The 13,493-nt window shown below is 68.7% G+C and carries 14 protein-coding genes and 1 pseudogene; 9 read left to right on the forward strand and 6 right to left on the reverse strand.

The genetic code is table 11. The features are described 5' to 3' along the window. Positions 1-126: 126 nt before the first annotated feature. Positions 127-873 (reverse strand): GntR family transcriptional regulator, encoded by a 747-nt coding sequence (locus NDW01_RS41720; RefSeq protein ID WP_252830152.1) that lies wholly within the window; start codon positions 871-873, stop codon positions 127-129. 318 nt (positions 874-1,191) lie between these two features. On the opposite strand from NDW01_RS41720, the gene NDW01_RS41725 reads away from it, so the two are divergent. Both NDW01_RS41725 and NDW01_RS41730 read left to right on the forward strand, forming a co-directional pair. Continuing rightward, a complete protein-coding gene (locus NDW01_RS41725; RefSeq protein ID WP_252830154.1) occupies positions 1,192-1,371 on the forward strand; it encodes a hypothetical protein in 180 nt (59 codons plus the stop codon). A gap of 129 nt (positions 1,372-1,500) precedes the next feature. Then, on the forward strand, positions 1,501-2,682 hold the full coding sequence (locus tag NDW01_RS41730) for a tyrosine-type recombinase/integrase (RefSeq protein ID WP_252830156.1): 1,182 nt from the start codon (positions 1,501-1,503) through the stop codon (positions 2,680-2,682). 1,430 nt (positions 2,683-4,112) lie between these two features. Here NDW01_RS41730 and NDW01_RS41735 read toward each other — a convergent pair. Both NDW01_RS41735 and NDW01_RS41740 read right to left on the reverse strand, forming a co-directional pair. Further along, positions 4,113-4,637, reverse strand: a complete 525-nt coding sequence (locus tag NDW01_RS41735; RefSeq protein ID WP_252830158.1) for an isochorismatase family protein — start codon at positions 4,635-4,637, stop codon at positions 4,113-4,115. A gap of 55 nt (positions 4,638-4,692) precedes the next feature. Continuing rightward, positions 4,693-6,150, reverse strand: a complete 1,458-nt coding sequence (locus NDW01_RS41740; protein ID WP_252830159.1) for an MFS transporter — start codon at positions 6,148-6,150, stop codon at positions 4,693-4,695. 59 nt (positions 6,151-6,209) lie between these two features. Between NDW01_RS41740 and NDW01_RS41745 the strand changes: the two genes are divergently transcribed. The 4 genes from NDW01_RS41745 (at position 6,210) to NDW01_RS41760 (ending at position 7,982) form a co-directional block, all read left to right on the forward strand. Further along, complete coding sequence (locus tag NDW01_RS41745) at positions 6,210-6,656, forward strand: MarR family winged helix-turn-helix transcriptional regulator (RefSeq protein ID WP_252830160.1); 447 nt, start codon at positions 6,210-6,212, stop codon at positions 6,654-6,656. A 215-nt stretch (positions 6,657-6,871) separates the two neighbouring features. Beyond that, entirely contained in the window at positions 6,872-7,087 is a 216-nt protein-coding gene (locus NDW01_RS41750) for a hypothetical protein (protein WP_252830164.1), read from the forward strand. Further along, the gene (locus NDW01_RS41755; protein WP_252830166.1) at positions 7,075-7,779 is read left to right on the forward strand and encodes an IS3 family transposase; all 705 of its coding nucleotides are present in this window, start codon (positions 7,075-7,077) and stop codon (positions 7,777-7,779) included. The genes NDW01_RS41750 and NDW01_RS41755 overlap by 13 nt, the downstream gene beginning before the upstream one ends. Next, positions 7,776-7,982 (forward strand): integrase core domain-containing protein, encoded by a 207-nt coding sequence (locus tag NDW01_RS41760; RefSeq protein ID WP_252830168.1) that lies wholly within the window; start codon positions 7,776-7,778, stop codon positions 7,980-7,982. The genes NDW01_RS41755 and NDW01_RS41760 overlap by 4 nt, the downstream gene beginning before the upstream one ends. Before the next feature lie 591 nt (positions 7,983-8,573). Here NDW01_RS41760 and NDW01_RS41765 read toward each other — a convergent pair. Continuing rightward, complete coding sequence (locus NDW01_RS41765; RefSeq protein ID WP_252830169.1) at positions 8,574-9,182, reverse strand: TetR/AcrR family transcriptional regulator; 609 nt, start codon at positions 9,180-9,182, stop codon at positions 8,574-8,576. 112 nt (positions 9,183-9,294) lie between these two features. Here NDW01_RS41765 and NDW01_RS41770 point away from each other — a divergent pair, with 112 nt between their 5' ends. The 3 genes from NDW01_RS41770 (at position 9,295) to NDW01_RS41780 (ending at position 12,442) form a co-directional block, all read left to right on the forward strand. Further along, entirely contained in the window at positions 9,295-10,110 is an 816-nt protein-coding gene (locus tag NDW01_RS41770) for an SDR family NAD(P)-dependent oxidoreductase (RefSeq protein WP_252830171.1), read from the forward strand. A gap of 365 nt (positions 10,111-10,475) precedes the next feature. Beyond that, the gene (locus tag NDW01_RS41775; protein ID WP_252830173.1) at positions 10,476-11,357 is read left to right on the forward strand and encodes a patatin-like phospholipase family protein; all 882 of its coding nucleotides are present in this window, start codon (positions 10,476-10,478) and stop codon (positions 11,355-11,357) included. Positions 11,358-11,404: 47 nt separating this feature from the next. Next, complete coding sequence (locus NDW01_RS41780; protein WP_252830174.1) at positions 11,405-12,442, forward strand: NAD(P)-dependent alcohol dehydrogenase; 1,038 nt, start codon at positions 11,405-11,407, stop codon at positions 12,440-12,442. Positions 12,443-12,566: 124 nt separating this feature from the next. On the opposite strand, the gene NDW01_RS43450 is transcribed toward NDW01_RS41780, so the two are convergent. Beyond that, positions 12,567-12,692, reverse strand: a complete 126-nt coding sequence (locus NDW01_RS43450; RefSeq protein ID WP_256514491.1) for a hypothetical protein — start codon at positions 12,690-12,692, stop codon at positions 12,567-12,569. Between the two features lie 143 nt (positions 12,693-12,835). Then, a pseudogene (locus NDW01_RS41785) lies at positions 12,836-13,458 on the reverse strand (IS5 family transposase); the annotation flags it as partial. Between the last annotated feature and the right edge of the window lie 35 nt (positions 13,459-13,493).

The raw sequence follows: 13,493 nt of genomic DNA on the forward strand, positions 1-13,493 counted from the left end.
CACTGGTTCCGCCGCCTGCGCATCCGCTGGGAGATCCGCGATGACATCCATGAGGCGTTCATGACCCTGGCCGCAGCCATCATCTACTGGCGACGCCTCGTCCGCTGATCTTTCTGTTAGGACCTCTTAGCCCTCGGCGACGATGGACGCCCACAGGGCGTCCACGTCGACCGGCTCGCCCTGGGCCCGCGCGGCCTGCCGGGCCAGGATCAGGCCGGTGTTGGTCAGGTGCGCCCGCATCGCCCGCACGGCGCCCTCGGCGTCCGCGGCGGCGACGGCCGCCACGATCGGCTCGTGCTCCTCGTGCACCTGCCGGAGCGTACGGGAACGGTCGTCGGTGGACGTGCCGAGGATCCGCATCGTGTCGCGCAGGCCGCCGACGATCGTCCGCGCCCGGCCGTTGCCCGCGGCGACGAGGATGTGGTCGTGCAGGGCCTGGTCCAGGTGGAAGAACAACGTCTCGTCACCGGCCTCGACCGCCGCCGCCATCTCCGCCATGGTCGTCCGCAGGGCCTCGCCCAGGTCGGCGGAGTCCGCGCCGGCCACCCGTCGCACCGCGGGCAGCTCCAGCGCCAGCCGTACGCCGAAGATCTCGACGATCTCCCTCGGGTGCGGCAGCACGACACGGAAACCCCGGTTGCGCTCGACCTGCACCAGGCCCGCGTCCGCGAGCCGCAGCAGCGCCTCGCGGACCGGGCTGCGGGACACGTTGAGCTGCTCGGCCACCTGGTACACCGAGTAGAGCCGGCCCGGCACCATCACGCCCGTGTGCACCGCCCGCCGCACCTCGGAGATCACCTGCTCGGCCAGCGACCGCGACGGGTGTGTCAACGGCTGCAGCTTCAGCTCGGTGCTCTCGCGGGTGGGCGGCATGGTGGCATGCTACCCAGCCCCGCCTCAGTCGTTGCTGAGGTCGGATTCCTCTCATAGGTCGATCGCGGTCCGGTTGGCGATGAGGAAGGCCGCCCCGGCGTTCTCGGTGCAGACGTAGTCGTTGTTCGCGGCCGTGACATCGACACCGGGCAGCGCCTAGGCCAAAGATGCCCGAAGCTGCGACGTGCTCGCGGAGCGTGCAGCAGCAACCACGGCACCTGGACCTACCAACTCGAACTACCACCCCACGCCGACGGCGGCCGCCGCGGCCCACTGCGCCGCAGCGGCTTCGCCACCCAGGACCAAGCCGAACAGGAAATGAACACCGCCCGGGAATTGCTGGCCATCGCCGCAGATGACGAGGCGACTGCGATTAAGGTCGCCGACCTCATGGTCCAGACCGTTAAGGACACCCGGCGGCTCCCCGATGCGGAAGTGGTGCGCCGCAAGGTCCGGACCGGCCAGGACCTGTCCACCCGGCTCACCCTCGCCCAATGACTCGAGAAATGGCTACGCGGCAAACAGCGGCTACGGCCCGGCACCACCACCTCCTACGCCACCCACATCCGCCTGTACCTGACCCCGATCATCGGGCACATCCGCCTGGACAAACTCCACGCCACCGACGTGACCGCCGTCTTCCAGACCATCGATGAGCTGAACGAGACGATCCAAACCGCCCGCACCAGCGGCAACCCGGACCTGCGGGCCAAAGTCAAAGGCCGCCGCCTCGTCGGAGCCGCCACCAAACAGCGGATCCGCGCGACCCTACGGTCAGCGCTGAACACCGCGATCAAACAACGACTGATCGACTTCAACCCCGCCGCCGTCATCGAACTACCCCCGGCCAAACGCCCCAAGGCCCTGGTCTGGACGCCAGAACGCATCACCTCCTGGCGGCAAGCCCGCCACCAGTACATAGAGGACACCCGGCGCCGCAAAACGGTCCTGGCCGCCCGCAGCCCGCACGGCGCCAAACTCGGGACCGGGGTCACCGCGCTGGACTCCTACATCGCCACGCCCCGCCCATCCCCGGTCATGGTCTGGACACCCGAACAAACCCAAGCGTTCCTCGACCGCGCCCACGGCCACCGCCTGTACGCGCTGTTCCACCTCATCACCTTCCGCGGACTACGCCGCGGCGAAGCCTGCGGCCTACGCTGGCCCGACCTGGACCTGACCGGCGGAATCGCGACCGTACGCTGGCAGATCGTTCAGATCGGCGGCACCACCGTCCAAGGCCGACCCAAATCCGACGCCGGGGGCCGGCAGGTCGCCTTGGACCGGCACACCATCACCGCCCTGGTGGCGCACAAGGCCCGGCAGAACACCGAACGCCTCGCCGCCGGCCAACACTGGACCGACACCGGCTTCGCGTTCACCACCCCCACCGGCCACCCCCTCCACCCAGCAGAGGTCACCGAACAGTTCCACTGGCTGTGCATGGAAGCCGACCTGCCCCCCATCCGCCTCCACGACCTCCGGCACGGCGCCGCCACCCTCCTGCTCGCAGCCGGACACGACATGAAAACCGTCCAAGAAACCCTCGGCCTGTCCTCCATCACCATCGCCGCCGACACCTACACCTCCGTCCTCCCCGACCTCGCCCGCCAAGCCGCCGAAGACGTCGCCGCCCTCCTCACCCCCACCACCAACCACCGCCGCCGTCAGTCCAGCCGCACACCCGGCGGACGGACCGTTCTGCATGCGCTACCCGGCACACCGCTCCCTACAGCCGACAGCACGCCTGACACTGCGCCCGACGGCCACCACCGGGCTGCTCGCCAGGCCGCGCCGGATGGCGGGTGACACCGTTTACGACGGCGGCGCTGTGGATCGGGCCAGTGAAGCGGTGTGACGGACGTGCGCGCCAGCCTGCCGCCTGCGGACCGCCCGAATGGGATGCGGTGTACGGTCGCCTACGGCGACGGGCACCAGCCGCCCCGAGTGGCCCCATGCCCCGGCCGGGGCGGCGGCTCTAGCCTTCCCCGGATCACTGCCCACTCACGCCATCTTAGGACGCGGCCGGACACGCTTGAGGGGAACTCAGGGTACTTCTACGTGGAAGCCGCTAGCCATAACGGACTCGAGACATCCCGCATGAGCTCCAAGAAACTGCTCAGTGTCGTTCACTTCTGTAGAAATAGATACCTTTATGTAATCAGGCGCCTCGGCGGTACTCTTCCCGCATATTAGACATCGCAACCTCTCTCCCACTTCTCGCACTAATGCCACCACCTGTCATCCCGCAGTCTGCGCTCAATCGCAGAGTCATTCATATCTCTGATCGTAGTCGTTGGCTGGCCACTCGGATTCGACGGGTCATAGATCACGACATCGTTTTTCCCATTTCCCTTGCGCAGGACTCGGATTAGCTGACCATCGTCCTGGAAGCAAAGGTCGCCATGCTGCTTAATGTAGTCGATCTCGTCGGGAGTGAACTCGTGAGAGCCGCCTTGAACCTTACCATGGACGTCACGCGGGCTAATCGTTTTACCGTCCCCAGGCATAGGCGCATTGGTGTCGCCCGGATGGGGATCAGTTCGTGTTATCGGATCTGGCTTGTCGCTTGGTTTGTCGCTTCCGGTGAGCCAGTTCCACCAGTCTTGGGCTCTTCTGGCTGACCAGTCGCCGAAGTCTCTGGATGCCTGGCCGGGATCGGGGAATATGGGGACTATCGGGCTGGTCGTATCGCCGCAGTCCAGCAAGCAACCTTGCTTCACCGGAAGCGCCGGCTGTGTCTTGGGCGGGCCGCCAGGCTGGGTCAGGCCTCCGCCGCCCGGTTGACTCGGGTTGATCTGCGGTGGGGCCGGGGTTACGGGTGCACCGCCAGCGGTTGGCGTACCGGGAGGAAGCTGGTCGGGCCGGGTCGGGGCTTTGGGCGGTGTGAAGTTCGGCTTGGGCTTGGGCGGTTTGGGGACGCTGCACCGGTGGTTGTGCGCACACGGGTCTGCGGGCGGGGGCGGTGGGGGCTTGGGGTGGCTGACACCGCCTCCGCCGGAGCCTGAGCCGCTTCCGTAGCCGTAGCCACCGCCGTGACCGCGGCCGTTGCCGGAGCCGCAGGTGAGGCAATGAGACCAGCTCGGAGGTTCGACGCTAGGGAGCTGGTGCACCGAGGACGATCCGGACACCCGCTGACACTGGCCCTTGGCAAACCGCGCCCGGCAGACCCGCCGCGGTCCCCACAGCATCGGCCGGGATGCCTCAAACAGCAGGAAGCCGGCCGGGGCGGTGCCACATCACTGCAGTTCGAGATGGAGTTCGTCGGCGCCGCGCACCTGCGCGATCCGGGGAAGGATCGTCTCAAGCGAGTGCGTGTGCGCGGCCGGTTCGGGGTCGGCGACGGCGTCACGGACGACGACCACGTTGTAGCCGTACTCGTGCGCGAATCGTGCCGTGCTTTCGACGCCCATGCTGGTGGCGATGCCGCACAGCACGATCTGCGTGATTCCGCGGCTCCTCAGCTGCTCATCGAGATCAGTGCTGCTGAAAGCCCCCCAACTGCGCTTCTGCACGACGATATCGTCCGGGTGATCGCCGAGTTCGGCGACGAGGTCCGCGAAGTCGGCCGGGAGTTCGCCTCCGGTGTGCGAGACGTCGGCCCGTCCGGGGGCGGCCCCGACGACAGAGACCAGCGCGACCGTCCGGCCCCGAGCTCGGAAGGCGTGTGCGAGTCGGCTCGCGTTCTTCACAACGGCTGCCGCATCGTCGGCCGGCGGCAGGCCGACGATCCCCTTTTGAAGGTCGATGACGACGAGCGCCACGGTCGGGTCGAGTACTGCGGTCATGGACGGTGTCCTCTCTGTATTTGGTTTGTGCTCATTGATCCGGTCGACTGCCGCGGGGAGATCCCGCCGACATCCGGTCAGCGTTGCGGAGTGCCGCGTTGCGAGCCCATCGGCCGGTCGAGAGCAGCCCGAGGGCTGCTACTGCCACACCGGAGCAGACGAGCACGAGCCAGGCCGGCCGGTCGTCGTGCGCGAACTGGTCCGGTGCGCTGCTGGCGACGAAGAGCCCGACGACGGCGACGCCGAGTGCGCCACCCGCCTGCCGGCTCGTGGAGGCGATCGAGGCCGCAACTCCCGACTGGTCGCTCGGCATGCTGGACACCGCGATCGTGGAGATCGGCGGGTTGACCATCCCCAGCCCGACACCGACGACGGCGTACGCGGCCAGAACGTAGGCCAACGGCGTGTGCTGCGTCACCCCCGACAACATTGCGCAGCCGGCCGCGGTGGCCAGGCCCGACACGACCAGCGGGACCAGTGGGCCGCGACGGGCCACCATGCGGCCGGACACGAGGCCCAGGACGGCCATGGAACCGGCCATAGGGAGGAGCGCCAGGCCGGCGGCGACCGCTGTCAGCCCTCGCGCCTGTTGCAGATAGAGGCTGCTGAGGAAGCTGAATCCGGCCAGGACGCCGAAGGCCAGGACGGCGATCAAGCTGGCGCCGGTGAGCGGCGGGCTGCGGAAGTAGCGGACGTCGATCAGCGGTTGCGCCGAACGCAACTCGACTGCGACGAAAAGGATCACGGCGATCGCGAGAATGGCGAACGAGGCCACGATCATCGGCGACCGGAACCGGCCGGGGCTCTCGATCACGCCGTAGGTCAGTGCCGCCAGGGCGACTATGAACAGGAGTTGTCCGGCCGGGTCCAGCCGACGGGCCTCAGTGGCGCGGGATTCGGCGATGTAGCGCATCGTCAGCAAGATCGCCAGCAGGCCCAGGGGGACGTTGATCAGGAACACGTAGCGCCAACCGAACGCGCTGACCACGAGGCCGCCGATCGCTGGGCCGAGTCCGACACTGAGTCCGAAGACGGCCCCCCAGGTGCCGATCGCCCGCGCTCGCTCCGCGGGATCCCGCAGGGCGTTCGTGATGATCGAAAGCGCCACCGGGTTGAGCATCGAACCGCCTACGGCCTGCACCACCCGCAGAGCGATCAACCAGCCCAGCGACGGCGCCAGCCCGCACCCGGCGCTCGCCGCGGTGAACACGACGAGCCCGGCGAGAAACACCTTCCGGCGCCCGTACCTGTCGGCGAGGGAGCCGGCCAGCAGCAGCAGGCATGCGATCACCAGCGAGTACGCGTCCACCGTCCACTGCAGCCCGCTCACCGAGGCGTGAAGCCGAGTCCGGATCGTAGGCAGCGCAACGTTGAGGGTGGTTGTGCTGATGCCTGCAACGAAGACGCTGAGACAACAGGCCGCGACGAGGAACTGCGGACGCCTGGGAGACGCCGACGGCGCGTCCCCTGGCGCCTTAGTTACAAACATGCAATCATTATATACATGTAAGCAAGTGCCGGTCGAACCGATGTGGAAACGTGGGTGTCATGGTCTTGAACGACGACGCGCCACCGCCCCCGACGGCATCAGCGGTCTGGGCGGCGTTGCAGAGCTACATGCGGGCCCAGGATCGACACCGTGAACTGCGGGAGACGGTTGGTCTCGGGCGCGGCAACGGCCGGGTTGGCGCACTCTTGTTGATCGAGCAGTCCCCGCGCACGCTCGCCGAGCTGGCCCAGCTACTCGACATCGAACCGTCGCACGCGACCATCATCGTCAACACGCTCGAAGAGCGCGGCTACGTCCAGCGCAGCCCCGACCCCGACGATCGGCGCAAAAAGCACGTCGTCCTCACAGACGGCGGGCGACACGTGCTTCGACGCGTACACGCCGTCGTCGACCGCCCTCCCGTCGAGTTCGAACGGCTGACACCCGATGACCTGGCGACGTTCGGCAGGCTCCTCGCCAAACTGACCGACGCGCCCGCGGAGTGACCGGCTCCGCTCAGGCGCGGGGAGCATGCCACGACCCGGGTGCGTCAACTCTTTCGCCCTCCGCAATGAGCGCGGACCACAGCCGGAAGTATCGGAGTCGGGGATCGAGCCGTCTTCCGGTGAGTCAGGCGGCGCAACAGCGAACGATCCATAAGGACCGGGCCTATCATCCACCCGGTTGCAGCCCATGAGGCATCTGACCTTCTCCTCGTAGCGTGGAGCCTGCGATTGCGGGGGTGTCGCGGTGGCGGCGCAACGGGCTCAGCGTCCTCCGACCGGCCCGCGCCGCCTCGGGCGGCCGGCTGCGCGATACCGAGCGGGGTGAGCTGGAGCGGCTGCGCCGGGAGATGGCGGAGAAGAACAAGCGCATCCGCGAGCTGGAGATGGAGCGTGATGTCTTCAAACGCTGCATGGCCTTGTGGGTGAAGTAGCTGCGGCGGACCCGGCCCAGGTGGCCGGGGTGATCAGCGACTGCAAGGCCGAGCAGAACATTCCGCACACCCTGACATGCCGCGCGCTTCGGGTGAGCGAGTCCTGGTTCTACAAGTGGCGCAGCCAGCCCGTCACCGCCCGTGAGGTGCGACGCGGCAAGCTGGCCGACGCGATCCGGCACATCTTCGACGCCTCGGACGGCACCTACGGTTCGCCGAAGGTCTGGATAACGCTGGTGCGCCAGGGCTGGAGGGCGTCGGTGAACACCGTCGCCAAGCTCATGGCCGAACTCGGCCAGGCCGGACGAAAGATCCGCCGGCGCCGGGGCCTGACCCGGCCCGGCAAGCGGGCTGCGGCCCCGGACTTCGTACGCCGGGACTTCACCGCCGAGGAACCGGACCTCGTCTGGGTAGGCGACATGACCGAGATCAACACCGGCGGGGGCAAGCTCTACCTCGCCACCGTCATCGATCTGTTCTCCCGCCGCCTGCTCGGCTACGCGATGGGCGCACGTCACGACGCCAAGCTGGTGGTGGCCTCGCTCAACATGGCCGCGGCCACCCGGGGCGGCGACGTCCGTGGAGTGATCACGCATACGGACAGGGGACTGCTCACGAGAGTTCCGGCGGGCTTGCTGCACGCTGGGCATCGTGCAGTCCATGGGCAGAGCCGGATCTTGCTTCGACTGTGAGCGAGGCGTTCAACAGCGTGCTCAAGGTCGAGTACGTCCACCGGCACACCTTCCGCACCCGCACCGAGGCCCGGATCAGGATCGCCACCTGGATCACCGACTTCTGCAACACCAGGCGGCCACACAGCGTGTGCGGCTTCAAGAGCCCGATCGACTACGAACGCGAGTACCGAGCCACCCTCGCCGAGGGAATGGCCGCATAGATCGTCTCCACGCTGCGAGGGGATTGACACCGCGGGCGTGGTGGTGCTGTACCGACCCGCGGACGAAGTGGCCGGTCTCGTCGCGGTAGCTGATGGTGGGGCCGGCCATCCAGCGTTCGTTGCAGGTCCGGCTGGGTGCAGGGGCCCAGTGTCAGCCCTTCGCGGGCCAGCCAGGTGAGAAGGTTGTCAGCGGCGGTGACTGACAGCGCACGATAAGGCGGCGGCCCGCGCCGCCCGGCGCGGGACCCGGCGGCGCTGGGCGCCGCGGCATCGACGACGGGGGCCGTCTCGACCTCCAGCCCGGTCAGCTGCGGGTCTCCCTCCTGCTGGGCTTCATCGCGGTCGCGCTGGTGCTGATCGTCGTACTCGCGGCCGGATAACCGCCCGCCGGGACCGGGCCCCGCCCGTGCTGGGCTCTACGCCCCGTCCGCCCTCCGTCCGCCCTGCACAACCTGCTCAAGGGGGGCTGGTGGAGGACACCACACTCGTACCGCCGGGCCTGGACCTGATGGAGGACGACGATGCCTGGCCCGACCCGCGTCCTGACGGGGCATGAGCCAGGAGCCCGCACGCGCCGGTTGACGCGTCGGGTCAGGATGCTGTGCGGGTCAGGGCGAGCGCCTGGTCGTACAGGGCGACCGGATCGCCGGTGCCGTTGCCCGCGATCCAGGTGCCGGTGGCCGCGTCCGCGCAGGCGAAGGAGACGGCGATGACGGTGCGGGCCTCGTGGTCGGCTTCGGGGCCTTCGTGCCCGGCGGCTTCGAGGCGTTCGCGGATGACGGGCATGAGGTCGAACTGCCAGCGCAGGCGCTTCTGTACGTAGTTCGCGTGCAGGGCGGGCGTGCGGAAGATGAGTGTGGACAGCGTGAGGGTCATCTCCAGTGCGTGGTTGGCGGTGAGCAGGGCGGTGAATCCGCGGCGCAGGGCGTCCCAGGCGGAGACCTCGGCGGGCTGTTCCTTGACGGTCTTGGTGAGGAGGCGGCCGAGTTCGTCCTGGTCGCCGCAGACGAGGTCTTCCTTGGTGCCGAAGTAGCGGAAGAGGGTGCGCTGAGAGACGCCTGCTTCCCGGGCGATCTGGGCGATGGTCGTTTCTTCGTAGCCCTGGGTCGTGAAGAGACGGACGGCCGTGTCGATGATCTCCCGGCTGGCCATCTGCCGGGATCGCTCCCACACCGAAGGCGTACGCGGTTCGTGCTGCATGAACACCATGCTAGCCCACTGCCAACCAGGCGATCACACGCTTTTTGGCAGCGACTGGCAAACTGTCGTACGCTGCAACCGCGGACGCGCCGAACACGATGGTGAGGAAAAAATGACCGCAGTCGCATACCGGGGTCAGCTGACCCTGATCACAGGAGCCAGCTCGGGCCTGGGCGAGGAATTCGCCCGGCAGCTCGCGCAGCGCGGATCGGACCTCATCCTGGTCGCCCGGCGCAAGGACCGGCTGGAGAACCTGGCCGGAGAGCTGTCGGACCGCTACGGAATCGCGGTCCACACCGTGGTCCAGGACCTCGGGGACACCCGGGCCGGAGAGGTGCTCGCGGCGGAGCTCGAAAGCCGCGGCCTGGTGGTGACCAGCCTGGTCAACAACGCCGGGTTCGCGACCTTCGGGCCCTTCCACGAGGAGGACCCCGAGCGGCTGCGCCAGGAGATCGCCCTTGATGTCTCCGCTGTCACCGACATCAGCCGCGCCTTCATCAACCAGTTGCAGGCCCACGGCAGGGGTGTGCTGATCAACGTCGCGAGTATGGCCGCGTACCAGGCCAACCCGCGCATGGCGGCGTACGGCGCGACGAAGGCGTTCGTGCTGAGCTTGACGGAGGCGCTGTGGGCCGAGTCCCGCGGCACCGGCCTGAAGGTGATCGCCCTGTCACCCGGGGCCACGCAGACCGAGTTCTTCGACGTCGTCGGCACGTCCGACGCCGCGGGCGGCCAGCGGCTGCAACAGCCCCGAAATGTCGTCGCCACCGTCCTGAAGGCGCTCGACGGCAAGAACCCGCCGCCCAGCGTGATCGCCGGACGCCGCAACCGGCTCATGGCCGGAGCTGCCCGGCGCCTGATGACACGCGCCCAGGTCACCCGCGTCGTGGACAGGATGACCAGGTCCACGGGAGAGCCCGCCGCCTGATCATCTTCGTGGCTCCTCCGGCACTCGTCGACCGCGCGGTCGCCACAGCGGATCCGTCGCCGACAGCCGCTGGACGGCCGACCACACCGTGGAGGCGTTCCGCCACTGCGCGAGCGGTGAGCTCGGCGCCCGCGTCCCAGGCGACAACCCGCGCGACAGCGGCGATTCCTTCCTCGACCCCACCCTGGTCGCCGTTGCTGATGCCCGTTCACCACGCCGGCGAGGCCGTCCGGATCGCCGACGACACCCCCTACGGTCCGGCCGCCGCCGGTCGCACACCGACCTGGCCCGCGCCTACGCGATGGCAGGCCGGCATCCGCCACACCCGGTCCTCCCGGACCGCCAACCATTCCCCGGGATCTGACATGACTGAATTCCCCGAAAACCTCACCCGCGCTCTGGTGCTCGGCGGTGGCGGTGCCTTCGGCATCGCCTGGCAGAGCGGCTTTCTGACCGGCCTGCGTGACCAGGGCATCGCCCTTTCCGCCGCCGACGTCATCCTCGGCACATCGGCGGGATCCCTGGTCGGCGCACTCCTGGCCGCCGACCGCGACGTCACCGACGCCTTCGCGAGCCTGTCCGCACTGGGGCAGACCGTGGCCGCCGACAGTCTCGCCGCCGGCTCACAGGCCCTGATGGAGGCGATGCGGCAGGCCGGGCTCGACACCGACCCCCGCACGGCCCTCACTGCCATAGGCCGTATGGCTCGCGAAGCCCGCACCCTCGATGAAGAGACCTTCCTCGGACTGTTCGGCGTCCTCGCCGACACCCCGTGGCCGGCCAACTTCCGCTGCACCGCCCTCGACACCGACAACGGCGAGCTCACCGTCTGGGGACCCGACTCCGGCGTTCCGCTCCAGCACGCCGTCGCGGCCAGCTGCGCCGTACCCGCGATCTTCCCAACCGTCACCGCCCACGGCCGGCACTACATGGACGGCGGCATCCTCAGCCACCTCAACGCCGCCGCCGCACCAGCCACCGATGTCCTGATCGCCCTGTCCTGCTTCCCGCTGGCGGGTCGGGGTGCCCCGGTCGAGGGCGGAATGGCCGCCACCGCGGCCGTCGTCGACGCCGAACTCGACCGGCTCAGCCGCACCCGGCGAGTCCTGGCCATCGCCCCCGATCCGGCCGCGGACCCGAACGAGACCAACATGATGGACCCCCGGCCAGCCCAGCAGGCCATGCAGGCCGGCGCCCTTCAGGCGGCACGGGAGCACCAGCGGATCAAGGACACCTGGAACCGGTGACCCCGCCCCTACCACCCCACCCACCGCACACGAGCAACGGACAGAACATGCGTCAGACCACCGGCTGGGCCGTCCATGCACCCGGCGCCCCCCTTACTCCCTGGACCTTCGAGCGCCGCGACCTGCGTGACGACGACGTCGCCGTCACCGTCCGCTACAGTGGCGTCTGTGGATCGGACCTGCGCGCCGTCCGGCACGGCGACGTCGCCTCCATGCCACTGGTCGCCGGCCACGAGATGACCGGCACTGTCGCCGCGGTCGGCCCCGCGGTCACCCGCTTCCATGTCGGCGATCCAGTCGCCGTCGGCAACGTCGTCGACTCCTGCGGCACCTGCCCCGCATGCCTCGACCACCGCGAGAACTGGTGCTTCGCATACCCCACCGTCACCTACAACGGCAAAGACCGCGTGGACGGGACCGTGACCCAGGGCGGCTTCGCCCAGGAGTACGTGGCACGGGAAGCCTTCGTCTACCACCTGCCCCCGCAGCTCGATGCCGCCGCCGCGGCACCCTTGCTGTGTGCCGGGGCCACCGCCTTCGCGCCCCTGCGCCACTGGCAGGCCGGGCCGGGGAAAACCGTCGGTGTCGTCGGCATCGGCGGCCTCGGCCACCTCGGCGTGAAATTCGCCCACGCCATGGGCGCACACGTCATCGCCTTCACCACCTCCCAGGACAAAGCGGCCCAGGCCCGCGCACTCGGAGCGAACGAAGCGATCCTGTCCACCGACCCCGAGCAGATGAATGCCGCCCAGTGGCGCTGCGACCTCATCCTCGACACCGTCGGCGCGCCGCACCGCCCCGACGCCTACCTGCGGGCGCTCACACTGGACGGCACCCTGTGCACCGTCGGCATCCCCGACCAGGACTGGCAGGTGGACCCCATGAGCCTGCTCTACGGCGCCAAACGCCTCGCCGGGGGCGGCGGCGACGGTACCCGTCTCGTACAAGAGATGCTCGACTTCTGCGCCACCCACTCCGTCCTGCCGGAGGTGGAAGTCGTGCCCGCCAGTGACATCAACCACGCCCTGAGCCGACTGGAAGCCAACGACGTGCGCTACCGCTTCGTTCTCGACATGAGCAAGTGACCCGGCCCGGGCGATCTCGTCCGGAGGAAGCGGAAGCGCACCGGCAGCACCCTGAACGCGGTGCTGCCGGCGCGCTTCCACGGCGTCTCAGGCGCCCGTGATCTGTCCGCGTACCGGGGCCGGGTCACGCCAGGTGGCGCGACAACCGCTCCAGTATCGGTTCGGGTCGGCGCTGGAACTCCAGGTAGCCGTCCCAGCGCGCTGAGGTGCCCTGAACCCATGCGAGCTTTTTGTCCTCGACGTCCAGCATCTCGAACGCCTGCTCAAGATCATCCGGCGTGGTGAGGAGATCGCCGTGGACGCCGTACAGGTACGTCGGAATGCGGACGTACTTGGCCCATGCGGCATCGGGACGTCCTGGAAACCGATCGAGGTGCTGATCTTGACCCGTTGGGCGGTGCCGCGTCGGGCGATCAGGGGTTTGATGCCCTTCTTCCAGACCTTGCGCCGGTATTTGTCGTGGTCATAGCCGCGGTCGGCGTACAGGCTGTCGGGCCGCCGCCGGGGTCGGCCGACCCGCCCGCGGACCGGTGGGATCGCCTGGATCAGTGGCATGAGCTGGGTGACGTCGTTACGGTTGCCGCCGGTCAGGCTGAGGGCGAGGGGGATTCCGTGCGCTTCGGTGATGACGTGGTGTTTCGAGCCCGTTCGTGCGCGGTCGACCGGGCTCGGCCCGGTTTTGGGCCGCCCTTGAGCGCCCGCACGTGCGAACTGTCGATCACCGCCCGGGACCAGTCCAGCTTCCCGGCCGCGTGCAGCTCGGCCAGCAGCACCTGATGCAGTTGCTCCCACACCCCGGCCTCATGCCATTCCTTCAGCCGGCGCCAGCAGGTCATCCCCGACCCGAACCCCAGCTCCTGCGGCAGGAACTCCCACGCGATCCCGGTGTGCAGCACGAACAAGATGCCGCACAACACCTTGCGGTCATCCAGCCGCTTGCGGCCCGGGTGGCGCGTGCGGCGCTCCACCTTCGGCAACAGCGGCTCGATCCGCTCCCACAGGCTGTCCCGCACGATCCACGGCGGCTGCTCGCCCTTCTTCACGGAAGATG

Origin of the sequence: Actinoallomurus soli (assembly GCF_024055715.1) — a bacterium.
Taxonomy (GTDB): domain Bacteria; phylum Actinomycetota; class Actinomycetes; order Streptosporangiales; family Streptosporangiaceae; genus Actinoallomurus; species Actinoallomurus soli.